The 25,723-nt window shown below is 69.6% G+C and carries 24 protein-coding genes; 7 read left to right on the forward strand and 17 right to left on the reverse strand.

The window, feature by feature from the left end; translation table 11 throughout:
• The first annotated feature begins 32 nt into the window (after positions 1-32).
• Positions 33-776, forward strand: a complete 744-nt coding sequence (locus ACS5NL_RS03670) for a glycine-rich domain-containing protein (RefSeq protein WP_439352234.1) — start codon at positions 33-35, stop codon at positions 774-776.
• A gap of 23 nt (positions 777-799) precedes the next feature.
• Here the strand turns inward: ACS5NL_RS03670 and ACS5NL_RS03675 are convergent, their stop codons facing one another.
• The 5 genes from ACS5NL_RS03675 to ACS5NL_RS03695 all read right to left on the reverse strand — a co-directional run bounded on the left by ACS5NL_RS03675 (position 800) and on the right by ACS5NL_RS03695 (position 7,418).
• Positions 800-2,425, reverse strand: coding sequence for a gamma-glutamyltransferase family protein (locus tag ACS5NL_RS03675; protein ID WP_439352235.1), 1,626 nt, complete (start codon positions 2,423-2,425; stop codon positions 800-802).
• Positions 2,422-3,180, reverse strand: a complete 759-nt coding sequence (gene pdeM / locus ACS5NL_RS03680) for a ligase-associated DNA damage response endonuclease PdeM (RefSeq protein ID WP_439352236.1) — start codon at positions 3,178-3,180, stop codon at positions 2,422-2,424. Before pdeM ends, ACS5NL_RS03675 begins: the two co-directional genes overlap by 4 nt.
• Positions 3,177-3,800: a glutathione S-transferase family protein gene (locus tag ACS5NL_RS03685; RefSeq protein ID WP_439352237.1), complete on the reverse strand. Its 624-nt coding sequence runs from the start codon at positions 3,798-3,800 to the stop codon at positions 3,177-3,179. The genes pdeM and ACS5NL_RS03685 overlap by 4 nt, the downstream gene beginning before the upstream one ends.
• Before the next feature lie 72 nt (positions 3,801-3,872).
• Positions 3,873-6,419, reverse strand: coding sequence for a ligase-associated DNA damage response DEXH box helicase (locus ACS5NL_RS03690; protein ID WP_439352548.1), 2,547 nt, complete (start codon positions 6,417-6,419; stop codon positions 3,873-3,875).
• Positions 6,420-6,512: 93 nt separating this feature from the next.
• Complete coding sequence (locus tag ACS5NL_RS03695; RefSeq protein ID WP_439352238.1) at positions 6,513-7,418, reverse strand: DMT family transporter; 906 nt, start codon at positions 7,416-7,418, stop codon at positions 6,513-6,515.
• A 65-nt stretch (positions 7,419-7,483) separates the two neighbouring features.
• Between ACS5NL_RS03695 and ACS5NL_RS03700 the strand changes: the two genes are divergently transcribed.
• Positions 7,484-8,410, forward strand: coding sequence for a LysR family transcriptional regulator (locus ACS5NL_RS03700; protein WP_439352239.1), 927 nt, complete (start codon positions 7,484-7,486; stop codon positions 8,408-8,410).
• Here ACS5NL_RS03700 and ACS5NL_RS03705 read toward each other — a convergent pair.
• Both ACS5NL_RS03705 and ACS5NL_RS03710 read right to left on the reverse strand, forming a co-directional pair.
• Entirely contained in the window at positions 8,398-10,092 is a 1,695-nt protein-coding gene (locus ACS5NL_RS03705; protein ID WP_439352240.1) for an ATP-dependent DNA ligase, read from the reverse strand. The genes ACS5NL_RS03700 and ACS5NL_RS03705 overlap by 13 nt on opposite strands.
• Before the next feature lie 58 nt (positions 10,093-10,150).
• Complete coding sequence (locus ACS5NL_RS03710; RefSeq protein ID WP_439352241.1) at positions 10,151-11,197, reverse strand: ligase-associated DNA damage response exonuclease; 1,047 nt, start codon at positions 11,195-11,197, stop codon at positions 10,151-10,153.
• Between the two features lie 60 nt (positions 11,198-11,257).
• Here ACS5NL_RS03710 and ACS5NL_RS03715 point away from each other — a divergent pair, with 60 nt between their 5' ends.
• The 4 genes from ACS5NL_RS03715 to ACS5NL_RS03730 all read left to right on the forward strand — a co-directional run bounded on the left by ACS5NL_RS03715 (position 11,258) and on the right by ACS5NL_RS03730 (position 13,034).
• On the forward strand, positions 11,258-11,593 hold the full coding sequence (locus ACS5NL_RS03715; protein ID WP_439352242.1) for a hypothetical protein: 336 nt from the start codon (positions 11,258-11,260) through the stop codon (positions 11,591-11,593).
• Positions 11,594-11,658: 65 nt separating this feature from the next.
• Entirely contained in the window at positions 11,659-12,036 is a 378-nt protein-coding gene (locus tag ACS5NL_RS03720) for a VOC family protein (RefSeq protein ID WP_439352243.1), read from the forward strand.
• Positions 12,037-12,056: 20 nt separating this feature from the next.
• Entirely contained in the window at positions 12,057-12,404 is a 348-nt protein-coding gene (locus tag ACS5NL_RS03725; protein ID WP_439352244.1) for a DUF2200 domain-containing protein, read from the forward strand.
• A gap of 69 nt (positions 12,405-12,473) precedes the next feature.
• Positions 12,474-13,034 (forward strand): flavodoxin family protein, encoded by a 561-nt coding sequence (locus tag ACS5NL_RS03730; RefSeq protein ID WP_439352245.1) that lies wholly within the window; start codon positions 12,474-12,476, stop codon positions 13,032-13,034.
• 83 nt (positions 13,035-13,117) lie between these two features.
• On the opposite strand, the gene dnaJ is transcribed toward ACS5NL_RS03730, so the two are convergent.
• The 3 genes from dnaJ to grpE all read right to left on the reverse strand — a co-directional run bounded on the left by dnaJ (position 13,118) and on the right by grpE (position 16,960).
• On the reverse strand, positions 13,118-14,257 hold the full coding sequence (dnaJ, locus tag ACS5NL_RS03735; protein ID WP_439352246.1) for a molecular chaperone DnaJ: 1,140 nt from the start codon (positions 14,255-14,257) through the stop codon (positions 13,118-13,120).
• A gap of 86 nt (positions 14,258-14,343) precedes the next feature.
• Entirely contained in the window at positions 14,344-16,287 is a 1,944-nt protein-coding gene (gene dnaK / locus ACS5NL_RS03740; protein ID WP_439352247.1) for a molecular chaperone DnaK, read from the reverse strand.
• Positions 16,288-16,402: 115 nt separating this feature from the next.
• A complete protein-coding gene (gene grpE, locus ACS5NL_RS03745) occupies positions 16,403-16,960 on the reverse strand; it encodes a nucleotide exchange factor GrpE (RefSeq protein WP_439352248.1) in 558 nt (185 codons plus the stop codon).
• 147 nt (positions 16,961-17,107) lie between these two features.
• Here grpE and ACS5NL_RS03750 point away from each other — a divergent pair, with 147 nt between their 5' ends.
• Positions 17,108-17,953 carry a fumarylacetoacetate hydrolase family protein gene (locus ACS5NL_RS03750; protein ID WP_439352249.1) on the forward strand — a complete coding sequence of 282 codons (846 nt, stop codon included), beginning with the start codon at positions 17,108-17,110 and terminating at the stop codon, positions 17,951-17,953.
• A 10-nt stretch (positions 17,954-17,963) separates the two neighbouring features.
• Here the strand turns inward: ACS5NL_RS03750 and ACS5NL_RS03755 are convergent, their stop codons facing one another.
• The 7 genes from ACS5NL_RS03755 to ACS5NL_RS03785 form a co-directional block, all read right to left on the reverse strand.
• A complete protein-coding gene (locus ACS5NL_RS03755; RefSeq protein WP_439352250.1) occupies positions 17,964-18,314 on the reverse strand; it encodes a winged helix-turn-helix transcriptional regulator in 351 nt (116 codons plus the stop codon).
• A gap of 238 nt (positions 18,315-18,552) precedes the next feature.
• The gene (locus tag ACS5NL_RS03760; RefSeq protein WP_439352251.1) at positions 18,553-19,077 is read right to left on the reverse strand and encodes a MarR family winged helix-turn-helix transcriptional regulator; all 525 of its coding nucleotides are present in this window, start codon (positions 19,075-19,077) and stop codon (positions 18,553-18,555) included.
• A 44-nt stretch (positions 19,078-19,121) separates the two neighbouring features.
• Positions 19,122-20,813, reverse strand: a complete 1,692-nt coding sequence (locus ACS5NL_RS03765) for an acyl-CoA dehydrogenase family protein (protein WP_439352549.1) — start codon at positions 20,811-20,813, stop codon at positions 19,122-19,124.
• Between the two features lie 60 nt (positions 20,814-20,873).
• Positions 20,874-21,557, reverse strand: a complete 684-nt coding sequence (locus ACS5NL_RS03770) for a flavin reductase family protein (RefSeq protein ID WP_439352252.1) — start codon at positions 21,555-21,557, stop codon at positions 20,874-20,876.
• Between the two features lie 35 nt (positions 21,558-21,592).
• Entirely contained in the window at positions 21,593-23,203 is a 1,611-nt protein-coding gene (locus tag ACS5NL_RS03775) for a tannase/feruloyl esterase family alpha/beta hydrolase (RefSeq protein ID WP_439352253.1), read from the reverse strand.
• 20 nt (positions 23,204-23,223) lie between these two features.
• A complete protein-coding gene (locus ACS5NL_RS03780; protein ID WP_439352254.1) occupies positions 23,224-24,960 on the reverse strand; it encodes a tannase/feruloyl esterase family alpha/beta hydrolase in 1,737 nt (578 codons plus the stop codon).
• A 22-nt stretch (positions 24,961-24,982) separates the two neighbouring features.
• Entirely contained in the window at positions 24,983-25,717 is a 735-nt protein-coding gene (locus tag ACS5NL_RS03785) for an ABC transporter ATP-binding protein (protein WP_439352255.1), read from the reverse strand.
• Positions 25,718-25,723: the final 6 nt, after the last annotated feature.

Here is a 25,723-nt window from a genome sequence, read left to right on the forward strand (position 1 = left end):
ACACCGGCTGCCTGCAGAGGAGGACCGTGTCCATGAACGCATTTCTCGTGGTCGGAGGCGCTGCGCTGACCGCGGCGCTGGCCTACTACGGCCGGCGGTACGTCGCGCTGCGCCGCGAAGCCTTCATCCGCCACGCCGAATTTCCGAGGGGCCTGTTCGAGCGGCTTCAGCAGCGCCACCCCGGCCTGAGCACCAAGGACTGCCAGCTGGTCGCACACGGATTGCGGCAGTTCTTTCTGGCGCACCTCAAGAGCGGTCGCCGCTTCGTGTCGATGCCGTCGCAGGTCGTCGACGACCTGTGGCACGAGTTCATTCTCTACACCAAGAACTACGAGCTGTTCTGCCGCCAGGCGTTCGGCCGCTTCCTGCACCACACGCCGGCCGTGGTGCTGGGGCGCGCGCAACAGGGCAATGCGGGGTTGCGGCGCTGCTGGTGGTTTGCCTGCAAGGAGGAGAACATCAACCCGCGCAATGCAACCCGCCTGCCGCTGCTGTTCGCGCTGGACAGCAAGCTGGGGATTGCAGGCGGCTTCCGCTACGTGGCGGATTGCCAGTCGGTGCGGCGAACCGATGATCCCGCATCGAACAGCGTGGTGTTCGCGCCTTACTGCGGCGGCGACTTTTCCGACCCCTCGTTCGACGGCTCGCTCGACGGTTTTGGTGACACCGGCGGCAGCGCGCACTCTTCGCCGGACAGCTCGTCTTCCGAGGCTTCGGGAGACAGTTCGGGCGGTTCCGACGGTTGTGGCGGCGGCGGTTGCGGTGGTGGTGACTGAGTGCCGCCGGTGCCGCTGGACCTTCAGAACCCCACGGCCGCGCCGTCGCGTCGCGGGTCGCTCGCGGCCACATAGCCTTCCGACCCCGGATCGCCCAGGCGCCAGATGAACTGGCCGGCACCGAAGTCCTGGTACGGGTCGTCGATCAGGCGGGTCTGGTGGCCCAGGTCCTTGAGGCCCTGCACCGTGGCCGGTTCCATGGCCGACTCCACATTGATGTGCAGCCCGGCGTCGAAGCGCCAGCGCGGTGCGTCGCAGGCGGCTTGCAGGCCCTGACCGTGGTCGAGCAGGCGCACGAGGGTCTGCACATGGCCCTGCGGCTGCATGTTGGCGCCCATCACGCCATAGCTCATCACCGGCTGGCCGTCTTTCGTGAGGAAGGCGGGGATGATGGTGTGGAAAGGGCGCTTGCCCGGCGCCACGAGGTTGGCGGTGTTGCGGCCTGCGCCGGCGCTCAGGTTGAAACCGTGGCCGCGGTTTTGCAGGCTGATGCCGAAGGTGGGCTCGACCGCGCCCGAGCCGAAGCCCATGTAGTTGCTCTGGATGAAGCTGACCATCATGCCGCGCTCGTCGGCCGCGGTCAGGTAGACCGTGCCGCCTTTGGCCGGGTTGCCGGCGCCGAAGTCCTGTGCGCGGTGCTGGTCGATGAGCCGGGCGCGTTGCTTGAGGTAGGCCGGGTCGAGCATCTGCGCGGGCGTCACGTCCATCGCGCCGGGTTCGGCCACGTAGCGGTAGATGTCTGCAAAAGCCAGCTTCATCGCCTCGATCTGCAGGTGCTGCGCTTCAACGCTGTCCACCTTCATGGCCGCGAGGTCGAAGTTCGAGAGGATGCCCAGCGCGACCAGCGCCGCAATGCCCTGGCCGTTGGGCGGGATCTCGTGAAGCGTGTGGCCCCGGTAGTCCTGGCCGATGGGCGTCACCCATTCGGGCCGGTAGGCCGCGAGGTCGGCTTCGGTCAGGGCGCCTCCGTGCTCCGCCGCGAAGCGGGCCAGCGCCTGCGCGATGGGGCCACGGTAAAAGACCTCGCCCTTCGATTCGGCGATGGCGCGCAGGCCCCTGGCTGCGGCCGGAAACCGGAACAGTTCTCCCACCAGCGGCGCGCGGCCCCGGGGCAGGAAGGCGTCGGCGAAGCCCGGCAGTGATTGCAGCTCCGGCGTGGCCGCGGCCCATTTCTGCTGCACCACGACCGGCACCGCGTAACCGCGTTCGGCCAGCTCGATCGCGGGCTGCATCAGGTCGGCGAACGGCAGTCGGCCGAAGCGCTCGCTCAGCGCCACCCAGCCCGCCACCGCGCCGGGCACGGTCACCGCGTCGAGCCCGCGCTTGGGCGGCGTGAGCGCGTCGGTGCCGTGCTTGCGGTGGAAGTAGTCCGGTGTCCAGGCCATGGGCGCGGGGCCGCTGGCGTTGAGCCCGTGCAGTTGCTGGCCGTCCCAGAGGATGCAGAACGCGTCCGAGCCCAGGCCGTTGCTGACGGGTTCGGTGATGGTCAGCGCGGCGGCGGCGGCAATCGCCGCATCCACCGCGTTGCCGCCCCGCAGCAGCATGCGCAACCCGGCCTGTGCGGCCAGCGGGTGCGAGGTACTGACGATGTTGCGGGCGAACAGCGGCAGGCGGGTGCTGGGGTAGGGGTTGGTGTGCTGGAGGTTCATGGCGGTGTGGTGGCAACGGGCAGCGCCCACACGCGGTGGCCGCCAATGGCGTGAAAACAGCGGCCCGGCGCCGCCGGCAGGGCGTGGCCACCGGTGAAGGCACCAAACGCCGGCAGCACGGCCTGGCCCGGTTCGCTCACAAAGCAGGGCAGGCGCATCGCGTCGCGCGCGGGGCCGCTGAGGCGGCAGACCGGGTGCAGGTGGCCGGCGAGCACGAAGTGGGTGGGGTGCGTTTGGGGGTGGTGGCAGCAGGCGAACGGGCCGAGCAGCCAGGGCTCGTCGACCACGGCGATGCGCGCCTCGGGCGGCGGGTCGCCCGCGCGGTCGTCGTGGTTGCCGCGCACCAGGGTCATGGTGATGTCGCTGTGGCGTTCGCGCCAGTCTTGCAGGGCCTTGAGCACCGGGGGCGTGCGGCCGGTGGCCGCGTGCAGGAAGTCGCCCAGGAACACCAGCCGTTCGGGGCGGTGCAAGGCGATGAGCTCGCTCAGCCGCGCGAGGTTGTCGCGCGTGGTGCCGCCGGGCACGGGCTGGCCGAGTGCCCGGTAGCTGGCGGCCTTGCCCAGGTGCAGGTCGGCGATGAACAGCGCCTGGCCCGCCGGCCACCACAGCGCGTGCGCGGGCAGCAGGTGCAGCGCCTCACCGGCCCAGTGGACGGTGGCGTGTGGGAGCAAGCGATCCGGCGCCGGGCCGCCCCAAGCCGGATCAGCCCCCTTGGGGGGCAGCGGACCGCGCAGCGGTGGAGCGTGGGGGCTCATGCGTAAGCGTACTTGCCGCCTTTTTCGAGTGCTGTCTTGTAGGCGGGGCGGGCGTGGATCTTCTTGAGCCAGGCCATGGTGGCCGGACGGGACGGGCCGAGGCCGGCGCGGGAGACGGCGGCTTCGAGCGGGAAGCTCATCATGATGTCGGCCGCGGTCATCTGCTTGCCGGCGAACCAGGGGCGCGAGGCCAGCACCTGCTCCACGTAGTCCAGGTGCACGTCCACCATCGGCTGCACCTTTTTCACCGCGATCCCGCCGATCAGCGGTACCTTGCTCATGGCCAGCATCAGCAGCAGGTTGGGCATCAGCGAGCCTTCGGCGTAGTGCATGAACTGGCGGTACTGCAGCAGCCCCTCGCCCTGGTTGGTCGGGCCGAGCTTGCCGGTCTTGTCGACCAGGTACTCACAGATGGCGCCGGTCTCCACCAGCTTGAGCTTGCCGTCTTCCAGCACCGGCGACTTGCCCAGCGGGTGCACCTTCTTCAGTTCGGGCGGCGCGAGCATGGTCGCCTTGTCGCGCTCGTAGAAGCGGATCTCGTAGGGCAGCTCCAGCTCTTCGAGCATCCACAGCAGGCGCTGCGAACGGGAGTTGTTCAGGTGGTGGACGATCAGTGTCATGGGGGTTCCCGTGGAAGGCGTGAAGCGATGGATTGTGTTGGTGAATGGTGATTCTGGGCTGGGGCGCACAGCCTAAAGGGGTCTTCGGGGCCGGCGCGGGCGCGGTTCGCGCTTCTCGCGGGGCGCTGACTTGTCCGGCGTACCCTCGCGGCCAAAGGCGAGCGAGCCGCGCACCTGTTCCGGGTCGCCGTCGGCGTGACCGCCTGCCGCCTTCTCCAGCTGCGCCAACATGCGCGCGATGCGGTCGGCCACGCTTTCGTTGCTCAGCTTCTCGCGCAGGCGCTCGACCATCAGCGGGAAGGCAAACGGTGTGGGCCGCGCCAGATCCTTCAGCACCAGCGCCTGCCGCGCCATGCGGTGCAGGGCGCTGCGCAGACGGCCGATCTCCAGCTCTTGCGCCAGCAGCTCGGTCTCGGCCTGTTGCAGCAGGCGGTTGCCGGGGTCGTACTTGCGGAACACCTCCCAGAACAGGCTGCTGGAGGCCTGCAGCTGCCGGCTGCTGCGCTTCTCGCCCGGGTGGCTCTGGAAGATCAGGCCCGAGACGCGGGCGATCTCGCGGAAGCGTCGCTGCGCGAGTTCGCTGGCGTTCAGGCTTTGCAGGATCTCGTTCAGCAAGGCTTCGTCGTCGGTCTGTTCTTTCATCAGTGCGGGCAGCAGCGACGGCCAGTCGATCGCGGTGGCGCTCAACAGCTCGAAGCCGTAGTCGTTGACCGCAATGGAGAAGGTGTTGGGTGCGTGCTGCGCCACGCGCCAGGCGATCAGGCTGGCCAGACCCAGGTGCGCGTGCCGGCCGGCGAAGGGGTAGAGGAAAAGGTGCGTGCCCTCGCGCGAGTGCATCACCTCGGCGAGCAGGGTGTCGGGCGAGGGCAGGGCGGACCATTGCGCCTGCAGCTCCAGCAGCGGCCGTGCGGCCTGCAGTTCGGGGTCGTCGAAGTCGCCGGCCTGCACGCGCGCCAGCTGCACGACCATGGCGTCGGCCAGCGTGGTCGAGAGCGGCATCTTGCCGCCGTTCCAGCGCGGCACGGCGGGCCGGCGGCCGGTCGCGCGCTTGACCCAGGCCGTCATGTCGTGGATGCGCACCAGCTCCAGCAGGCGCCCGCCGAAGGTGAAGCAGTCGCCCGGTTTCAGGCGCGCGGCGAAGCTCTCTTCGACGTTGCCGATCTTGGAGCCGCCCAGGTACTGCACCGCCATGCTGGCGTCGCTGACGATGGTGCCGATGTTCATGCGGTGCCGCCGCGCCAGCCGTGCGTCGGGCACGCGCCAGACGCCGTGTTCGTCCGCCACCACACGGTGGTAGTCCGGGTACGCCGCGAGCGACGGACCGCCCTGCGAGACGAAGTCCAGGCACCAGCGCCAGTGCTCTTCTGACAGCCCGGCGTAGGCCGCGGTGCTGCGCACTTCGGCCAGCAGCGCGTCGGGCGTGAAGCCGCCACCGAGGGCGACGGTCACCAGGTGCTGCACCAGCACGTCCAGCGGCTGGCGCGGCGTCTCGCGTGCCTCGATCTGTCCGGCCCGCACCGCGGCGCGCGCAGCCGCGCCTTCGACCAGCTCCAGGCTGTGCGTGGGCACGATGCTCACGCGCGAGGGCCGGCCCGGCGCGTGGCCCGAGCGGCCCGCGCGCTGCAGCAGGCGCGCGATGCCCTTGGGCGAACCGATTTGCAGCACGCGCTCGACCGGCAGGAAGTCCACGCCCAGGTCCAGGCTGCTGGTGCAGACCACGGCGCGCAGCTCGCCCGCTTTCAGCCCGGCCTCGACCCACTCGCGCACCGAGCGGTCCAGCGAGCCGTGGTGCAAGGCGATCAGGCCTGCCCACTCGGGTTTGGCGTCGAGCAGCGCCTGGTACCAGATCTCGGCCTGCGAGCGCGTGTTGGTGAACACCAGCGTGCTGCCGCTGCCCTCGATCTCGCTCGCCACCGCCGGCAGCATGGCCAGGCCCAGGTGGCCGCCCCAGGGGAAACGGTCCACGCGCGGGGGGAGCAGGGTGTCCACCGTGAGTTGCTTGGGGGTCTGCCCGCGCACCATGCGGCCGGTCTCTGCGGCCTGCGGGCCGAGCAGCGTGTGCATCGCTTCATCCAGGTTGCCCAGCGTGGCCGACATGCCCCAGATGCGCAGCGCCGGGTTCCAGTGCCGCAGCCGCGCGATGGCCAGCTGCGCCTGCACGCCGCGCTTGTTGCCCATCAGCTCGTGCCATTCGTCCACGACCACCAGCGCGGTGCGGCCCAGCGTCTCGGCCGCGTCGGCGCGCGCGATCAGCAGGCTCAGGCTCTCGGGCGTGGTCACCAGCACCGTGGGCAGGCGCTCGGCCTGCTTTGCGCGTTCGCTGCTGCTGGTGTCGCCGCTGCGCGCGCCGGCGGTCCAGGCGGGGGCCAGGTCGGGCAGCGGCGCCTGCAGCGCGCGCAGCGTGTCGGCCGCGAGCGCGCGCATGGGCGTGAGCCAGACCACCGTCAGCGGCGGTGTGCGTTTGGCATCCGGCTGGGCCAGCGCCTGCAGCGCACCCAGCCACACGGCGTAGGTCTTGCCCGCGCCGGTGGTGGCGTGCAGCAGGCCGCTCTCGCCGCGCGCCATCGCGCGCCAGACCTCGCGCTGGAACGGGAAGGGCGCCCAGCCGCGCGCGGCCATCCAGGCGGCGGCATCGGGGCGTTGGGGGACAGGGGCGCGGGCGGGCACGGTGCGGCCATTCTGGCAGCGGGCTCGCTGCCAGAATGGCCAGGGTCAAGCGCGCGGGCGCGTCACCCAGGCGGCCGACGCCACGATCAGCAAGCCGCCGATCCAGCCCTGCAGCGCCATGTGTTCGCCCAGCCAGAGCACGGCGATCAGAGCGCCCCACAGCGGCTCGCTGCCCATGAGCAAGGCCACGCGCGAGGGGCTGGTGCGTGAGGCGGCGTGGTTCTGCACGAAGAAGGCCAGCACCGTGCACAGCAGCACCAGAAAGGCCATCGCGCCCCAGAACGGTCCGCTGGCGGGCAGCGGCGCCCAGCCCGGCCCCGGCGCCACCCACATCAGCAGGGCCGAGCCCAGCGTCATCACCCCCATCTGCACCGCGGTCATGGTCAGCGCCGGCAGGCCGTGGCGCTGGCCGTGGCGCCGCGTCAGGCAGACCATGACGCCGCGCAGGAAGGCGGCCAGCACCATCAGCCCATCGCCCCAGGCCAGTGCCGACAAGCCGCTGCCGTGCTGGAAGGCCAGCAGCCCCGCGCCCAGCAGCGACAGCGCCGCCGCGGCCAGCACGGTGCCGGTGGGCTTGTGCCCCAGCAGCCACCATTCGCACAGCGGCGTGAAGGCCACGCACAGGCTGACCAGGAAGGCCGCGTTCGACGCCGTGGTCAGCGACACGCCGAAGGTTTCGCAGACGAAGATCGCCAGCAGGTTGCTGCCCAGCAGCGCCGCGCCCGCCAGCGCCGACGGCCAGGCCGGCACCGCCAGCCCTCGCAGCGCGGGCAGCAGCAACACGAAGGTCAGGCCGAACCGCAGCACCAGGAACTGCAGCACCGGGATCTGGTCGGTGGCGATCTTGGCGGCGCTGTAGCTGCCGCCCCAGACGGCGGCGACCAGGAGCAGCAGCCATTCGACACGGGGCACAAGGGTGCGGGATGCGGGCAGGGTGGTGGCAACAGACATGCAGCGATTGTTCGGGGCTGTGGCCGGCGCGACTAGACTGGCCGCCAGAACAGGAGCTGTGCGCGGTGAGAACAGATGACGTCCTTGAGGTGATGCACGAGCTGGTGGCCTTCGTCCGCGTGGCGGAGGCCGGCAGTTTTTCGGCCGCGGCGCGGCAGCACGGGCAGACGCCGTCGGCCGTCAGCCGCCAGGTGGCGCGGCTGGAGAAGGTGATGGGCGTGGCCCTGCTGCAGCGGAGCACGCGGCAGCTGCGCCTGACCGAGGCGGGGCTGGAGGTGCTGGAGCGCGGGCGTGAGATGGTGGCCGCCGCCCAGGCCACGGTGCGGGTCGCCGAGGGCCATGTGGGCGAGCCCCGCGGCCGGGTGCGCATCAGCGCCCCCAAGGCGGTGGCGCGCCAGTTGCTGCACCAGCCCCTGCTGGACTTTCTGCAGCGCTACCCCGCGGTGGACCTGCACCTGATGGTGGTGGACCGCCCGGTCGATGCGCTGCGCGAGGGTGTGGACCTGGTGGTCCGCCTGACCGACGACCCGCCGCCGGGCATGGTGGCCCGCGCGCTGAGGCCGGTGCGCCAGTGCGTGCTGGCCAGCCCGGCCTACCTGGCCGGCCGTGCGCCGGTGCACACGCCCGACGACCTGATGGCCCACAGCTGCCTGGCGCTGGGCGAGCAGGAGCGCGACAGCCGCTGGCGTTTCGTGCGGGCGGGCGAGACGGTCGAGGTTGCGGTCGACGGCCGCTACACCGTCAACCACAGCGAGATGCGGCTGGCCGCGGTGGAGGCCGGGCTGGGCGTGGGCTGCGTGCCCGACTTCGTGGCGCGCGAGGCGCTGGCCGCTGGCCGTGTGGTGCGCCTGCTGCCCGACTGGGTGTTCGACAACGCCTACCAGGGCACGGCCTACCTGCTGTTCCCCGCCTCGCGCCACACCGCGCCCAAGGTGCGCGTGCTGATCGACCACCTGGTGGCCGCGCTCGGCGCCGGCGCTCAGTCTGGCTGACCCAGCCTGTCCGGCAGCAGCGCCGCCAGCGTCTGCAGCGTGTCGGCCTCGTCCACCGGCTTGTCCTCGCGCCAGCGCAGCATGCGCGGGAAGCGCACCGCGATGCCGCTCTTGTGGCGCGGGCTGTGCGCGATGCCCTCGAAGCCCAGCTCGAACACCAGCGTGGGCCGCACGCTGCGCACCGGGCCGAAGCTCTCGATGGTGGTGGCGCGGATGATGGCGTCGACCTTGGCCATCTCGGCGTCGGAGAGGCCCGAGTAGGCCTTGGCGAACGGCACCAGCGCGCGGCCTTCGGTGCCGGGCGGCGCGTTCCACACCGCGAAGGTGTAGTCGCTGTACACGCTGGCGCGGCGACCGTGGCCGCGCTGGGCGTAGATCAGCACCGCGTCCACGCTCATCGGGTCGGTCTTCCACTTCCACCAGGTGCCGCTGGCCTTGGTGCGGCCCACGCCGTAGCTGCTCTCGCGCTGCTTGAGCATGAAGCCTTCGGTGCCGCGCTCGCGGGCTTCTTCGCGCAACGCGGCGAGTTGTGTCCAGGTGTCGCCGGTCAGCACCGGGCTGGCGATCAGCAGCGGGTGGTTCAGGTGCTGCACCAGCGCGTCCAGCGCCGCGCGGCGCGCATGCAGCGGCTGTTCGCGCAGGTCCTCTCCGTTGCGTTCGAGCAGGTCGTAGGCCAGCAACGCCACGGGCAGCTCGCGCAGGATCTTGGGGCCCAGGTTCTTGCGGCCGATGCGCTTCTGCAGGTCGGCAAAGGGCTGTGGTTTCCCAAGGCCGTCTGAGGCGGCCCCCTGTGGCGGCCGGTGCCAGACCACGATTTCGCCGTCGAGCACCGTGCCCTCGGGCAGGGCCTCACCCAGCGCGGCGAGTTCGGGAAAGCGTTCGGTCACCAGCTCCTCGCCGCGCGACCACAGCCAGACCTGGCCCGCACGCTTCACCAGTTGGGCGCGGATGCCGTCCCACTTCCATTCCACCTGCCAGTCGGCGGGCGGGCCCAGCAGCTCGTCGAACCGCTCCAGCGCTTCGTTGAACGGGTGCGCGAGGAAGAAGGGGTAGGGCTGGCCGCTGGTCTGCTGGTTCTGTTCGGTGGCGCTCTCCGGTGCCACCAGGGCCGCGTAGTCGACGGCGGTGGGCTGGGCGCCGATGTGCGTGTAGCCCATGAGCCGCTGCGCCACGCGTTTGGCGTCCACGCCCGCCACGGCCGCGAGCGCCTGCGTCACCTGCAGCTTCGACACGCCGACGCGGAAGCCCCCGGTGATGAGTTTGAAGTAGACAAAGCGCTGGTCGTCGGGCAGCGCGTCCCACTGCGCGCGCAACTTGTCGGCCAGCGCCTCGGGCGGCAGGCCGCGCAGCGGCAGCAGGTGTTGCGTGAGCCACTCGGCCAGTCCCCGATCCACCGGCGCGCTGGCCGGCGGCAGCAGCAGCGACACGGTTTCGGCGAGGTCGCCCACGGTCTGGTAGCTCTCTTCAAACAGCCACTCGGGCAGGCCGGTGGCCGCCTGTGCCAGTTCGCGCAGCGCGCGCGTGGGCACGGTCTGGCGCGGCTTGCCACCCGCCAGGAAGTACACCGCCCAGGCCGCATCGGCGGCGGGTGCTTCGCTGAAGTAGCGCTGCAGCGCGGCCTGCTTCTCGCGCGTGGCGGTGCTGACGTCCAGTTCGCGGTAGAGCGCGGCGAAACGCTGCATCAGAAAGCCTCCGTCCAGCGGACTGCGGCGCGAGCCCCTTCGGACGGCCGTGCGGGGCTCATGCTTCCGGCTCCGCTGGCGCCGCTTCAACGGCCTTGTCCGCCGCATCCTCGTCGCCGTACTCCGTTTCAAACGCCTGCGCGTCCAGTCCCTGCTCGGTCAGCCAGCGCACCAGCACCGGCACGCTGCCGTGCGTGACGCGAATGTGCTCCGCCCCCGTGGCTTTGATCGCGCTCATCAGCCCCGGCCAGTCCGCGTGGTCGGACATGACGAAACCGCGGTCCACCCCGCGCCGTCGCCGGGTGCCGCGCACCAGCATCCAGCCGCTGGCAAACGCGTCCACCGCGTCGGCGCCGAAGCGCTTCATCCACGGCGTGCCCTGGGCCGAGGGCGGGGCGAGCACCAGCGCGCGCTGCAGCGCGGCCTTGTCGAGTTCGGTCACGCGGTGCGTGGGCGGCAAGGCCACGCCCGCCGCGCGGTACACCGCGTTCAGCGGCTCCACCGCACCGTGCACGACGATGGGGCCGATGCTCGGATCCACCCCGTGCAGCAGCCGCTGCGCCTTGCCGAAGGCGTAACACAGCAGCACCGAGGCGCGGCCCTCGTCGGCGTTGCGGCGCCACCAGGCGTTGATGTCGTCGAACAGCACCGCCTGCGTGGGCCAGCGGTAGATGGGCAGGCCGAAGGTCGATTCGGTGATGAAGGTGTCGCAGCGCACCGGCTCGAAGGGCGCACAGGTGCCGTCGGCCTCGGTCTTGTAGTCGCCCGAGGCGACCCAGACCCGTCCTCCATGTTCGAGCCGCACCTGGGCCGAGCCCAGCACGTGCCCGGCCGGGTGCAGCGACAGGCGCACGCCATGGTGTTCGATGACCTCGCCGTAGTCCAGCGTCTGCAGCGCGATGTCGGCGCCCAGCCGCTGGCGCAGCGTGCCCGCGCTGTGGGTGTGGGCCAGGTAGTGCGCGTGGCCCCAGCGCGCGTGGTCCGAATGGCCGTGCGTGATGACGGCCCGCTCCACCGGCCGCCAGGGGTCGATGAAGAAGTCGCCCGCCGGGCAGTACAGGCCTTCGGGGCGGGCGACGACGAGGTCGGAGGCGGGCGGGACCATGGTGCGCACAGTGTGCCGCAGAGCGTCTGCGGGTCGTTGGCGCCGCGTCACAATGGCCCCATGGAACCCACCCAGGATCAGCCTGCCTTGCACCCGGCACCGACAGCGTCGCGACCGGCCGCGCTGCTGTCGGTCGGCGCCTACCTGGCGCTGCTCGCCCTGCTCGTGTGGGGCATGGTCTACGGCCTGCGCATCCGCTGCGAAGGCTTTGGCTGCATGGGTGTCGGCCTGTACTGGTTCGTGTGGGCCGGCCTCTGCGCCGTGACCGGGCTGCTGGGGCTGTGGGCGCGTTCGCGCAGCCTGCGCGCCGGCGTGGCGGTGGGCCTGGTGCGGGCGGCCGTGTGGGGGCAACTGCTCATGGCGCTGGGGCTGCTGGCCTGGTGGTGGCTGGGTTGAAGGCGGGTTGACCGCCCGGGCACCTCAGGGCACAGTGGTTGCCCCGTCACACACCGGAGATCACCATGGCCACCGCCCCCAACGCGATCAACTGGTTCGAAATCCCCGTCACCGACTTCGCCCGCGCCAAGGCCTTCTACGAGGCCGTGCTCGGCCGCCCCATCGAAACCATGAACATGGGCCCGTCCACCATGGGTTTTCTCTCCACCAGCCACGAGGGGGTGGGTGGTGCCATCGTGCACGGCGATGGCACCGCGCCGTCCAGGAGCGGCACCCTGGTCTACCTCAACGGCGGTGACGACCTGGCGCCGATGCTTGCGCGGGTCGAGGGCGCGGGTGGCTCGGTGGCCGTGCCGAAGACGGACATCGGCAGCGGCTTCGGCTTCTTCGCCCACTTCATCGACACCGAGGGCAACCGGGTGGGTTTGCACTCGATGGGGTGAGACAGGGAGTCCCGACCGCCATGGCCGCCCACCGCGTCTTCGCCACCCCGTTCGCCAGCGTGTACCCGCTGTATGTGCAGAAGGCGCAGCGCAAGAACCGGACAAAAGACGAGGTGGACCGCATCGTCTGCTGGCTGACCGGTTACAGCCCGGCGCAGCTGCAGCAGCAGATCGACTCTGGTGCCAGCTTCGAGGCCTTCTTCGACCAGGCGCCGGCCCTGCACCCCAATACCGCGCTCATCAAAGGCGTGGTCTGTGGCGTGCGCGTGGAGGCGGTGGACGACCCGCTGATGCAGAAAATCCGCTGGCTCGACAAGCTGATCGACGAACTCGCCAAGGGCAAGGCGATGGAGAAGATCCTGCGCTGAGCAGAGGGCATGCGCGGTATGCGGCGGGCTGCTTAAGATGGCGCAGACCCCCAACTTCTTTGCCCGCCCATGTCCACGCGCCATTGCCTCTTCCTCATCGCCTCCACCCGCGAACCCGGCCACGTCGGCAACACCGAATGGCTGGCCCGCCAGGCCGCGGCCAGCCTGCCGCCCGACACCACCCAGACCTGGGTGCACCTGGCCCGCGCTGGCATCCCCGAATTCATCGACCAGCGCCACACCGTCGGCAGCTACCCCATGCCCGAAGCCGGCAGCGTGATGCGCCAACTGCTGGACCAGACCCTGGCCTGCACCGACCTCATCTTCGTCGCGCCGGTCTACTGGTTCAGCTTCCCCGCCACGCTCAAGGCCTACCTCGACCACTGGAGCGCCTGGCTGCGCGTGCCGGGGCTGGAGTTCAAGGCCCAGATGAGCCAGAAGCGTCTGTGGCTCATCACCACCAACGGCGACCGCGCCAAGGCGCAGCCGATGATCGACTCGACCGCGATGTGCGCCAAGTTCCTCGACATGCCGCTGGCCGGGGTGCTGTGGGGCAAGGGTGGGCCGCCGGAGGCGGTGAAGGGGGACGTGGCCGCGTTGGAGCAGGCGCAGGCCTTCTTCGTGTCCTGACGTCGCGAGCTTGTGCCGGCACCATGCAAAAGGGGCGACGGTCATCCGTCGCCCCTTTCCGTTTCTGAACCCTACAGCGCGAATCAGCTGAAAAAGCTCTTCGCCTTCTCAAACCACCCCTTGTCGTTCGGGCTGTGCTTGTGGCCACCCTTCTTGAACGACTCGTCGAGTTCCTTGAGCAGCTTGCGCTGGTGCTCGGTCAGCTTCACCGGCGTCTCCACCGCCACGTGGCAGTAGAGGTCGCCGGGGTAGCTGCTGCGCACGCCCTTGACACCCTTGCCGCGCAGGCGGAAGGTCTTGCCGCTCTGCGTGCCTTCGGGCAGGTCGATGGTGGCCTTGCCTTGCAGCGTGGGCACGTCGATCTCGCCGCCGAGCGCGGCGGTGGTCATGCTCACCGGCACCTGGCAGTGCAGGTCGTCGCCCTCGCGTTCGAAGATGTCGTGCTTGCGCAGGCGGATCTCGATGTAGAGGTCGCCGGCGGGGCCGCCGTTCTGGCCCGGTTCGCCGTTGCCGCTGGAGCGGATGCGCTGGCCGTCGTCGATGCCCGACGGGATCTTGATTTCCAGCGTCTTCTGCTTCTTGATCTTGCCCTGGCCGCTGCAGGTGGTGCAGGGCTCGGGAATGATCTTGCCGCTGCCGTGGCAGTGCGGGCAGGTCTGCTGCACGCTGAAGAAACCCTGGCGCATCTGCACCACGCCCTGGCCGTGGCAGGAGGTGCAGGTCTTGGCGCTGGTGCCGGGCTTGGCGCCGCTGCCCTTGCAGGTTTCGCAGTCGTCCCAGCTCGGGATGCGGATCTGCGTTTCCTTGCCGGTGGCCGCTTCTTCGAGGCTGATTTCCATCGCGTACGATAGGTCGGCGCCACGGTAGACCTGACGGCCGCCGCCACCACGGCGCTGGCCGCCGAAGATGTCGCCGAAGATGTCGCCGAAGGCTTCGCCGAAGCCGGCAAAACCTTCCGCGCCGGGGCCGCCCGGGCCACCGCGCATGTTTGGGTCCACGCCGGCGTGGCCGTACTGGTCGTAGGCCGCCTTCTTCTGCGGGTCCGACAGCATCTCGTAGGCTTCCTTGGCCTCCTTGAACTTCTCTTCGGCGACCTTGGCGGCATCTCCCTGGTTGCGGTCAGGGTGGTGCTTCATCGCCAGCTTGCGATACGCCTTCTTGATCTCGTCGTCCGAGGCGTTCTTGGGCACGCCCAGCACTTCGTAAAAATCGCGTTTGGCCATGGTGGTGAATCGGAGGTTCTGTTGAGCAGAAACGCCGCGTCAGGTTGCCCCGACGCGGCGATGGGTTGAACGCGGGAGCGCGGCGATCAGCCCTTCTTCACTTCCTTGACTTCGGCGTCGACGATGTCGTCGTCCTTGGCGGACGACGATGCACCGGCGGCGGCCTGTTCGGCACCACCGGCGGCACCGGCCGCCGCGGCTTCGGCCTGCGAGGCGGCGTACACCTTCTCGCCCAGCTTCTGGCTGGTGGTCATCAGCGCTTCGGTCTTGGCTTCGATCGCGGCCTTGTCGTCGCCCTTGGCGGCTTCTTCGAGGTCCTTGATCGCGGCTTCGATGGCTTCCTTCTCGCCGGCGTCCAGCTTGTCACCGTGTTCGCCCAGCGACTTCTTCACGCTGTGCGCCATGGCTTCGGCCTGGTTGCGGGCCTGCACCAGCTCGACCTTCTTCTTGTCGTCGGCGGAGTTCAGCTCGGCGTCCTTGACCATCTTCTGGATTTCTTCTTCAGACAGGCCGGAGTTGGCCTTGATGGTGATCTTGTTTTCCTTGCCGGTGCCCTTGTCCTTGGCGCCCACGTGCAGGATGCCGTTGGCGTCGATGTCGAAGGTCACTTCGATCTGCGGCATGCCGCGCGGTGCGCTGGGGATGCCTTCGAGGTTGAACTCGCCCAGCAGCTTGTTGCCGGCAGCGATTTCGCGCTCGCCCTGGAACACCTTGATGGTCACGGCCGGCTGGTTGTCTTCGGCGGTCGAGAACACTTGGCCGAACTTGGTCGGGATGGTGGTGTTCTTGGCGATCATCTTGGTCATCACGCCGCCCATGGTCTCGATGCCCAGCGACAGCGGGGTCACGTCCAGCAGCAGCACGTCCTTGCGGTCACCGGAGAGCACCTGGCCCTGGATGGCGGCGCCGACGGCCACGGCTTCGTCGGGGTTCACGTCCTTGCGCGGGTCCTTGCCGAAGAACTCCTTGACCTTTTCCTGCACCTTGGGCATGCGGGTCATGCCGCCGACCAGGATCACGTCATGGATGTCACCGACGGCCACGCCGGCGTCCTTGATGGCGGTGCGGCAGGGGGCGATCGTGCGTTCGATCAGCTCTTCCACCAGGGCTTCGAGCTTGGCGCGCGTGAGCTTGATGTTCAGGTGCTTCGGACCCGAGGCGTCGGCGGTGATGTAGGGCAGGTTGATGTCGGTCGCGGCCGAGCTGGACAGCTCGATCTTGGCCTTTTCGGCGGCTTCCTTCAGGCGCTGCAGGGCCAGCACGTCCTTGGACAGGTCGACGCCCTGGTCCTTCTTGAACTCGCCGATGATGAAATCGATGATGCGCTGGTCGAAGTCTTCGCCGCCCAGGAAGGTGTCGCCGTTGGTGGACAGCACCTCGAACTGCTTTTCGCCGTCGACGTCGGCGATCTCGATGATGGACACGTCGAAGGTGCCGCCACCCAGGTCATACACGGCGATCTTGCGGTCGCCCTTTTCGGTCTTGTCCAGACCGAAGGCCAGCGCGGCCGCGGTGGGCTCGTTGATGATGCGCTTGACTTCCAGGCCGGCGATGCGGCCGGCGTCCTTGGTGGCTTGGCGCTGGGCGTCGTTGAAGTAGGCCGGCACCGTGATCACGGCTTCGGTCACGGGCTCGCCCAGGTAGTCCTCGGCGGTCTTCTTCATCTTGCGCAGGATGTCGGCCGAGACCTGCTGGGCCGACAGCTTCTTGCCGCGCACTTCCACCCAGGCGTCGCCGTTGTCGGCGGCCACGATGGAGTAGGGCATCAGGTCGATGTCCTTCTGCACTTCCTTCTCGGTGAACTTGCGGCCGATCAGGCGCTTGATCGCGTAGAGCGTGTTGCGGGGATTGGTCACGGCCTGGCGCTTGGCCGAGGCGCCGACCAGCACTTCACCGTCTTCCTGGTAGGCCACGATCGACGGCGTGGTGCGCGCACCTTCCGAGTTCTCGATCACCTTGGTGGTGTTGCCTTCCATGATGGACACACAAGAGTTGGTGGTGCCCAGGTCGATGCCGATGATTTTTCCCATGTTTTGCTCCGGTTCGAAAGATTGAATAAGTGTGTGGGTGGGCTGTGGGCCCGTTGTGGAGGAGGTGTGGATAACCGGTGGACTTTTCAAGACCGGCTGGCCGGGTTTCCTGCCTTTATTTGGGCGCCGCGACGGTGACCAGGGCCGGCCGCAGCACGCGCTCGGCGATCAGGTAGCCCTTCTGCAGCACGGTGACCACGGTGTTGGTTGGCTGGTCGGCGGGCACGAGGCTGATGGCCTGGTGCTGGGCGGGGTCGAACCTGGCGCCGGCGTCGGGCGCGATGGCGATCACCTTGTTGCGCTCGAGGGCGCTGCGCAGCTGCTTGAGCGTGGCGTCGGCGCCTTCCCGGATCTGCTGCACCGAGGCTTCCTGCACCGCCAGGCCGGCTTCCAGGCTGTCGAGCACCGGCAGCAGGCTCTCGGCAAAGCTCTCGACCGCGAACTTGCGGGCCTTGCTGATTTCCTCGTCGGCGCGGCGGCGGGCGTTTTCGGCCTCGGCCTTGGCGCGCAGGAACTGGTCGGCCAGGTCGGAGTTCTTGGCCTTGAGGTCGCTGACCTCGTTGGTCAGGGCGGCCAGCGCGTCGGCTTCGGCCACCGCGGCAGCGGCCAGCGCTTCTTCGGTGCTCTGGTGGGCGGTCTGGGGGTTGTCGGCGGGGTTCTGTGGTTGGCTCATGACAAACAAGGTTCCAGAAAATCGGGGCAACGCTGCCCGTGCGCGGCACATGGGGGCGCCCGCAGGGGCTTCAAGGGGGCGACAGGAAAAAAGCCGGGACGGCCTCAGAATGGCGGGTTTTCAGCCCCAAAACACGAGGAAAACCGCATGAAACTGATTCGCCACGGCCTTCCCGGCGCGGAAAAACCCGGCCTGATCGACGCCAGCGGGACGCTGCGCGACCTGTCGGGCGTGGTGCCGGACATCGCCGGCGCCGTGCTGGGGCGTGATTCTATGCGGCGGCTGGCGACCCTCGACCCGGCCGCGCTGCCGCCGGTGCCCGCCGGCAGCCGGCTCGGCCCCTGCGTGGGGGCGGTGGGCAATGTGGTCTGCATCGGCCTGAACTACGCCGACCACGCGGCCGAATCCGGCATGAAGGCGCCGGGCCAGCCGATCGTCTTCAACAAGCACAACGGCGCCATCAGCGGCCTGGACGACGATCTCTGGATCGCGCCCGGCTCGCAGAAGCTGGACTGGGAGGTGGAGCTGGGCATCGTGATCGGCGAACGGGCCTTCCAGGTGAACGAGGCGGAGGCGCTGCAACACGTGGCCGGCTACTGCCTGGTCAACGACGTTTCAGAGCGCGCGTTCCAGATCGAATATGAGGGCCAGTGGACCAAGGGCAAGAGCTACCCGACGCATTGCCCGATCGGCCCCTGGCTGGTGACACCAGACGAACTGGGCAACGTGCAGGACGTCGATCTCTGGCTGGACGTGAACGGCCAGCGGCGCCAGACCGGCAACACGCGCACCATGATCTTTGGTGTGGCGCAGATCGTGAGCTACCTCAGCCGCTTCATGGCGCTGCAGCCGGGTGACGTGATCCCGACCGGCACCCCGCCGGGCGTGGGCATGGGGCACAAACCGCCGCTGTTCCTTCAGGCGGGTGATGTGGTCACGCTGGGCGGGCGTGGCCTGGGCCAGCAGCGCCAGAAGGTCGTGCCCACCCCCTGAGCACCTGTTTTCAGGGCGCGTGTACGGCGGCAGGTGTTGCCGCGACCCCCGCCATCGCCGCCCGGGCCTGCTGCTGGGCCCAGCGGCCGGCGAACTGCTGCACTTCGGTCATGCGCCGCGCAAGTTCGGCGCCCTGGGGCGTGAGGCGGTAGCCGTCGCCGGTGTGGTCGACCAGGCGTGCCGCGCGGAGTTCTTTCAACCGGGTGTTGAGGGTGTTGGGCGTGACACCGCCGACGCTGTCCTGCAGCAACCGGAAGGTTTGCGGGTGGCCGTCGCTCAGGGCCCAGATCACGCGCATGGCGTAGCGCGATTCCAGCAGGTCGAACAGCTGAATGACCGCCGCTTGGTCTTTGGCACTCATGGGTTGTCTCCTGGACCAGCCTTCTGTGTCGAGGCTTGAACCCACTATACGGCGCGCGCTAGCAGTTCGCTAGCTGGGCAAGCCCGCGAGACGGGGAAAGAACGGTCGGGATTTACCCGGATTGCAGAGGGTGGCCCCCACGCTCCACCGCTGCGCGGGTCGCTGTCCCCCGAGGGGCTGGGCCTGCCTTGGGGCGGCCCGGCGGCTGGCCCTGTCGCCCCCAACGCTGCGCGGGTCGCTAACCTCGGTACACCTTGCGCAGCAGGTCCTTGAGGGTGTCGAGTTCCTGCGCGGTGAGCCGGCTGGCCACATCGCTTTCGAGCTGGGTCGCGGTGGCCTGGGCGCTCTTCTGCAGCTTCTTGCCCGCCGCCGAGACGTGCAGACCCTGGGCGCGCCGGTCGGTCGGATGGGGGCGGCGCTCGATCAGGCCGCGCTGGTCCAGGCTCTTGATCATGCCCACCAGGTTGGGCGGCAGGATGTCCAGCGCCGCGCAGAGCTGGCGCGAGGTGATGCCCGGGTTGTGCGCGATCAGTGTCAGCACCGAGAAATCGACCGGTCGCAGGCCGTAGGGCGCCATGCGCTGCAGGAACACGCCGATCACCGCCAGCGCGGCGCGGCGGGCGTTGTAGCCCAGCAGCGTCTCGAGGTAGCTGGTGTCGATGCCGGAATCGTTGTCCACGACCGGGAATGTGGTGGCAGGCGCCGCGGTCTTGCGTGGCGCACGCGGTCGGCGCAGGGTGTTGGCGACAGAGGTTTCGGACATGGTGGCCAAGGATAACGGGGTCGTTGCCAGGCGCGCGGTGGGGTTCACCCGGCGAGGGTCGAGTCCATCATCGACACGCGCATGCCGAACTCGGGCCAGACCCAGCGCCAGAAGCCTTGCTGGGCGGTCTGCCAGCGGCTGGCATCGGCACCCGGGGTGGCGCCGATGCGCGCCCAGGCCCAGGCCATCAGCAGCAGCGTGAGCGCGCGCAGGAAGTCGTCGGCCAGCCAGTGCGCCAGGTCGGCGGGCGCGTCCTTGGCGGTGGCGCGGGGCAGCAGGCGCTCGCGCAGGAAGCCGGCGAAACCGGCGAACTGGGCCTTCACCCGGGTGGCCTGGTCGTCGTCGCCCAGGTCGGCCGCCAGCTCGCCCAGCAGCGTCAGCAGCGACGCACCACCGTCGGGCAGGGTCTTGCGCAGCAGCAGGTCGATCGCCTGGATTTCGTTGGTGCCCTCGTAGATCATGGACACGCGCGAGTCGCGCACGATCTGTTCGATGCCCCATTCGCGCACGTAGCCGTGGCCGCCGAACACCTGCAGGCAGGCGCTGGCGCCGTGGAAGGCCTGGTCGGTCCAGGCGGCCTTGAGCACCGGCGTGACCAGGGTGCACCAGCGGCCGGCGGCCTCGCGCCGGGCGGCGTTGCCGTGGTGTTTGAGGATGTCGAGTTCGATGGCGGTGCGGTAGGCGACCACGCGGCCGGCGTCGATCCAGGCGCGCTGCGCGTCGAGGATGCGGCGCATGGCCGGGTGCTGCTCGATCAGGTCGGCCTCGCCCGCTTTCTCGGAGCCGCCGGGCGCGCGCATCTGGCGGCGCTCCTTCGAATACGCGTCGGCCTTCTGCCAGGCGGCTTCGAGCAGGCCGATGCCCTGCAGGCCCACGTGCAGCCGCGCGGCGTTCATCATCACGAACATCGCGTTCAGGCCCTTGCCCGGCTCACCCACGATCCAGCCCGGCGCCTCGTCGAAGCGCATCACGCAGGTCGGGCTGCCGTGCAGGCCCATCTTCTCCTCGATGCGCTCGCAGACGGCCGCGCTGCGCGTGCCATCCGGGTAGAACTTCGGGCAGAGGAACAGCGACAGCCCCTTGGGGCCGGGCGGCGCGTCGGGCAGGCGGGCGAGCACCAGGTGCACGATGTTGTCGGTCAGGTCGTGTTCGCCGCCGGAAATGAAGATCTTGGTGCCCGACAGCGCGTAGCGGCCGTCGGCCATGGGGACGGCCTTGGTGCGGCACAGGCCGAGGTCGGAGCCGGCGTGCGGCTCGGTCAGGCACATGGTCGCCAGCCACTCGCCGGTCGCCACCTTTTCCAGGTACTGCGCCTTCAGCGCGTCCGACGCGTGGTGCTTGATGCACTCGTAGGCGCCGTGCAGCAGTCCGGGCGCCATGGTCCAGCCGTGGTTGGCGGCGCTGAGCATCTCGTAGAGCATGGCTTCGAGCACCGCGGGCAGGCCCTGGCCGCCGTCCTCGGTGGCGCAGGCCAGGGCAGGCCAGCCGGCCTGCCAGAAGGCCTGGTAGGCGTCGCGAAAACCCGGCGGCATGGTGACGGCGCCGTCCTTCCACTGGGCACCGATCTCGTCGCCGTCGCGCGTCAGCGGCGCCACCACCTCGGCCACGAACTTGCCCGACTCTTCGAGCACCTGCTGCATCAGGTCGGCGTCGGCTTCGGTCCCTTCACCCGAGTACGCGGGCAGCGCCTGCAGCTGTTGCGGGGCCTGCAGCACGGACTGCAGGATGAAGGCCATGTCGGCGGTGGCGGGCTGGAAGTGGTTCACGGTGTGCGGGGGGCGAAAAAGGGAAGAGCGTCAGCGGCCGCCGGTGGCGTCCTGGGCCTTGTCGGGCGAGCCTTCGAGACCGGCGAGCAGGGCCTTGCTGTTGCCGGGGATGACCATCTGGAACTTGTTGTCGACCACGGTGTAGTCGTAGTAGCCCATGCGCGCGATCGGCTGGATCTTGAGCACGTCGACCAGGCCGTTGCCATCGATGTAGGCATCGTCGATGTGGATGCCGACCACGCGGCCGAACACCACGTCGACCGTGCCCATCGGCGGCCGGCCGGGGAAGCGCAGGGTGTTGAGGTACTCGCACTCGAACTGGATCGGCGAGCCCTTGATGCGCTTGGGTTTCACGAGCCGGCTCTCCAGCTTCTCCAGCCCGGCGCGCTGAAACTCGTCCACGCCCAGCGGCAGCTCTTCGGCACTGATATTCACGGCCTCGCGCAGCGCGTAGGTCGCCATGTTCCAGACGAACTGGCCCATCTGCTCGGCGTTGTGCACCGAGTCCTTGCGTTCGCCCTGGGTGGTCTGGTTGGCGCTGAACATGACGATCGGCGGATCGAAGGTCACGTTCTGGAACTGGCTGTAGGGCGCGAGGTTGTCGCGCCCCTGCGCGTCCACCGTGGAGATCCAGCCGATGGGGCGCGGGATCACGCAGGACTTGAACGGATCGTGCGGCAGGCCGTGGGGTGTCTTGCCCGGCTCGTAGTACATGCGTGTCTCCTGGCGATGGACGGTGGGGCGCGGGCTCAGCGGCAGCTGAAGTTCGCGGCGTCTTCGGGGTTGCCGCTGCCGTTGTAGTGGGCGTGTTTCGGCCAGGCGCAGAGCGGGCGGGTGCGGCCGGGGAAGACGGTGGTGCCTGCGGCGGTGATCTGCTGCGGAGCCTGGCCCTTTTCGACCCAGTCGACCAGCGCGCTCAGGCCGTCCCAGCTGTCGGTGGCGGCGCCGCCGCTGCAGTGGCCCATGCCGGGAATCAGGAACAGGCGCGCGAAGTCGGGCGTGGTGGCGCCGTGTTCGGCGCTCAGGCGCTGGTAGTAGTCGATCATCTCGTCGGGCGAGAAGATCGGGTCGGCCATGCCGTGGGCGAACAGCAGCTTGCCGCCGCGCGCCCTGTAGCCCGCGAGCTTGACGTCGTCGGCGGTGTTGAAGATCCAGCTGTGCGCGTCCATGCGCGCCGGGTCGCGGTCAAAGTCGAACGCCAGGATCGACAGCGAGCGGTCGGGCGGCGTGACGAAGTAGCCCTGCAGCGCGTCCTGCATCAGGAACACGTGGCGCGAGTTGGGTGTGCCGGCGGTGGCGGTGCCCAGCTTCCAGGCGCGCCAGTCGTTGGCCGGGTGACCGACGCCCGCGTCCCAGGGCCAGCTGAAGTACAGCGGCTTGCCGGCGCTGTTGCGCGCGCCTGAGAAGACCTTCTGCAGCGCGCCGACCTGCGGGGCCGAGAGGCAGCTGTCGTCCTTGGCGCCGCTGCATTGCAGCTTCTTCACGTCGAAGCGGCAGGCGGCGGGGTTGGACACCAGGCCATCGGCCAGGCCGTCGTCCGCATCGCAGGCGTCGAGGATGCCCTTGCGCAGCAGGCCCAGGTCGTTGTTGGACAGCGCCATGCTGATGGCGGGTTTGCCGTCGGTGCCTGCGGGCGCAATCGCCTGCAGCGCCTGCGTGTCCCAGGCCGCGGCGATGGTCGCGCCCTTGGAGACGCGCATGGCCGGCGCCATCGCGATCACGCCGTCGAAGTGCTGCGGGAAACGCTGCGTGAACATCATCCCCTGGCGCCCGCCGCCCGAGCAGCCGATGAAGTAGGACTTGTCGGCCGGCTTGCTGTAGAAGCGGCGCACCAGGTCCTTGGCGGTCACGGCCACGCGGTCGTGCGCGGCGTAGGCGTTGTCGGTGCGGGCGATGGGGTCGAAGCCGAAGTCGGCGGTCGGCCCCTGGTGGCCGGCGTCGGTGGTGACGACGGCGAAGCCGCGGTTGAGCGCGTAGCCGCCGGGGCCGCCGGTGGCCTGCGGGCCGACCGCCGGGCGCACCACGCCGTCGTTGCCGCCGCCGCCCTGGTAGAGCAGGCGCCCGTTCCACTGGGTGGGCAAGCGCAGCTCGAAACCGATGTGGTAAGGCTTGCCGTCCTGCCCCATCCGTTCACCCATCTTGCCGCTGAGGCGGCAGTGCTCGACCAGCAGCGGCCCGCCGCCCTGTCCGGGCGGGCGCACGGTGTCGCCCTGGATGCGCTCGGCGGTCAGCGTGACGCCCGCCGGGGCCTGCGCGGCGAAGGCCGCACAGTCGGTGCCTTGCGCCATCGCCACGGGGGCGGCGATGGTCAGTGTGGCGGCCACGAGGCTGGCCAGTCGAATCGTGTGAACGGTGTGCATGGTCGGCCTCTTGGCGTGGTTCAGCGGCAGCTGAAGTTCGCGGCGTCTTCCAGCGAGCCCGAGCCCTTGTAGGTCGCGACCGTCGGGTAGGCGCACAGAGGGCGGCTGCGGCTGGCGGACCAGTCGGCGGGCAGCTCCTTGTTTTCGCCACCGGGGTTGCCGGCGCCACGCGCGGTGGCCGGCACGGCCTGCGGGGGCACGCCCTGTTCCACCCACTTCACCAGCGGCGAGAGCAGGTCGAACTGGTCGGTGGCCAGGCCGCCGCTGCAGTGCGCCATGCCGGGCACCGGGAAGAAGCGCGCAAAACTGTCGGCCTTGCCGCCCAGGGCCTGGTCCAGGCGCAGCAGCCACTGGCGCGTGTCTTCGGCGGAGAAGATCGCGTCGGCCACACCGTGGTAGATCACCATCTTGGCGCCGCGGTCCTTGAGCCTGGCGAGGCTCACGGGCTTGTCGTTGCCGGGCGGGGTCATGAGCGACAGGCCCGATTCGCGGTACACGTCATTGGTCGCGCTGAACAGCGGCAGGCGGGCGTTCAGGTCGTCCTTGAGCGGATCGACCGGGCCGGGCGGCGTGCTGAAGACGGTGCCGACCGACAGCGGGTCCAGTGCCACCGCGTTGGCGAACTTCCACATCGCCCAGTTGTCACCGGCCAGACCCGGGTCGAGCGGGAAGGCCGAGTAGATGGCCTGGCCACCGGTCGTGCGGCCACCGGCGAACACACTGGCGATCACGTCCTTCTGCGCGGTGCTCAGGCACTGGCCATTGCGTTCACCGCTGCAGGTCGCGACATCGGTCTTGAGGTTGAAGGCCGACTGGCAGGCCTGCGTGGCCTGCACCAGGCCGTCCTTCGCACCGTCGAGCGCGTCGCACTTGGCGAGGATGGCGCTGGCGACCAGCTGGCGTTCGGCCTTGGTGAAGGCGCCGCTGAGGTCGGGGATGGAGGCGTTCGGGTTGAGCGGGTGCTTGGTGGTGGCACCGGCCACGGCCAGCGGCGCCCACTGCTGCGCGCCCCAGAGCTGGGCCAGCGCCGCATTGGGCAGGCGGTAGCCGGGCGCGCCGACGAGGTAGCCGTCGTAGGACTGGCCGCGCGCGGCCTCGACCATCGCGTGGCGGCCGCCGTTGGAGCAACCGCCCAGGTAGGAGCGGTCCGGACCCTTGCCGTAGGCGCTGGCGATCAGGGCCTTGGCCATGGGCGTGAGCTTGGCGACGGCCTGGTAGCCGTAGTCCAGCCGCGACTGCGGCTCGGCGCCGAAGAAGGGCGTCTGCGCGCCGGTGTGGCCGGCGTCGGAGCTGATGACGGCAAAACCCTGGGCCAGGGCGCCGGTCAGCGGGCCGCCGCCCAGCGCACCCTGCGCGGGTTGCACGGCGCCGTCGAGACCGCCGTTGCCCTGGTAGTAGAAGCGACCGTTCCAGGCCTTGGGCAGGCGCATCTCGAAACCGATCGCGTAGTCGCGGTTGTCGCTGCCCTTGCGCTTGAACATCGCGCCCTTGACGAGGCAGTGTTCGGCGACCGGCTGGCTGCCCAGCTTGAGCGCGCCGGCGGCCTGCACCGTGGCCGAGTCGATGCTGGTGTTGTCGTGGCGGAAGCCGGCGGCCAGCGTTTCGCACTGTTGCAATGCCGCCCCTTCGGCGGCCTTGAGCGGGCCGCCAGCGCTGCTGCCCGCGGGCAGGCTGCCGCAGGCGCTGAGCGCCAGGCCGAGGGAGGCCGGCAGCACCAGGTGCAGGGCGCGCGGACGGTGGATCGACGACGTCTTCATGGCTTGTCTCCAGTGTGTGCGGTCAGGCCGCTTTTTGTGCGCTGCCGAGATAGGTCTCGATCACGCGGGGATCGTTGGCGAGCTGGTCGGCCGGGCCTTCGGCGCTGAGTTCGCCCATTTCCAGCACATAGCCGTGGTCGGCCACCTGCAGCGCGGCGCGCGCGTTCTGTTCCACCAGCACGATGGTCACGCCGGTCTTGCGCAGGTTGTCGATGATGGAAAAGATCTCGCGCACGATCAGCGGCGCAAGGCCCAGGCTGGGTTCGTCGAGCATCAGCAGGGCGGGGCGCCCCATCAGGGCGCGGCCCACGGCCAGCATCTGCCGCTCGCCGCCCGAGAGCGTGCCGGCGAGCTGGGCGCGGCGCTCCTTCAGGCGCGGAAAGATGTCGAACACGTCGGCCAGCCGGTCGCGCCATTGCGCATTGCCCAGCCGCATCTGGCGGAAACCGCCCAGCAGCAGGTTGTCTTCCACCGACATGGTGCCGAACAGCTCGCGCTTCTCGGGCACCAGGGCCATGCCCAGCATCACGCGCTCCTCGAGCGTGAGCGCGCTGATGTCCTGGCCGTCGAAGTGCAGGCGGCCCTTGCCGGGCAGGATGCCCATGATGGTGTTGAGCAGGGTCGACTTGCCGGCACCGTTGGGGCCGATGACGGTGATGACGCTGCCCTTGTCGGCGTGCAGGCTGATGCCGTGCAGCACCTCGGCGCGGCCGTAGCCGGCGCGCAGGTCGCTGATCTGGAGAAGGGGGGTGCTCATGGGACG

The organism is Hydrogenophaga sedimenti (genome assembly GCF_051857515.1).
In the GTDB taxonomy this organism is placed as follows: Bacteria; Pseudomonadota; Gammaproteobacteria; order Burkholderiales; family Burkholderiaceae_C; genus Hydrogenophaga.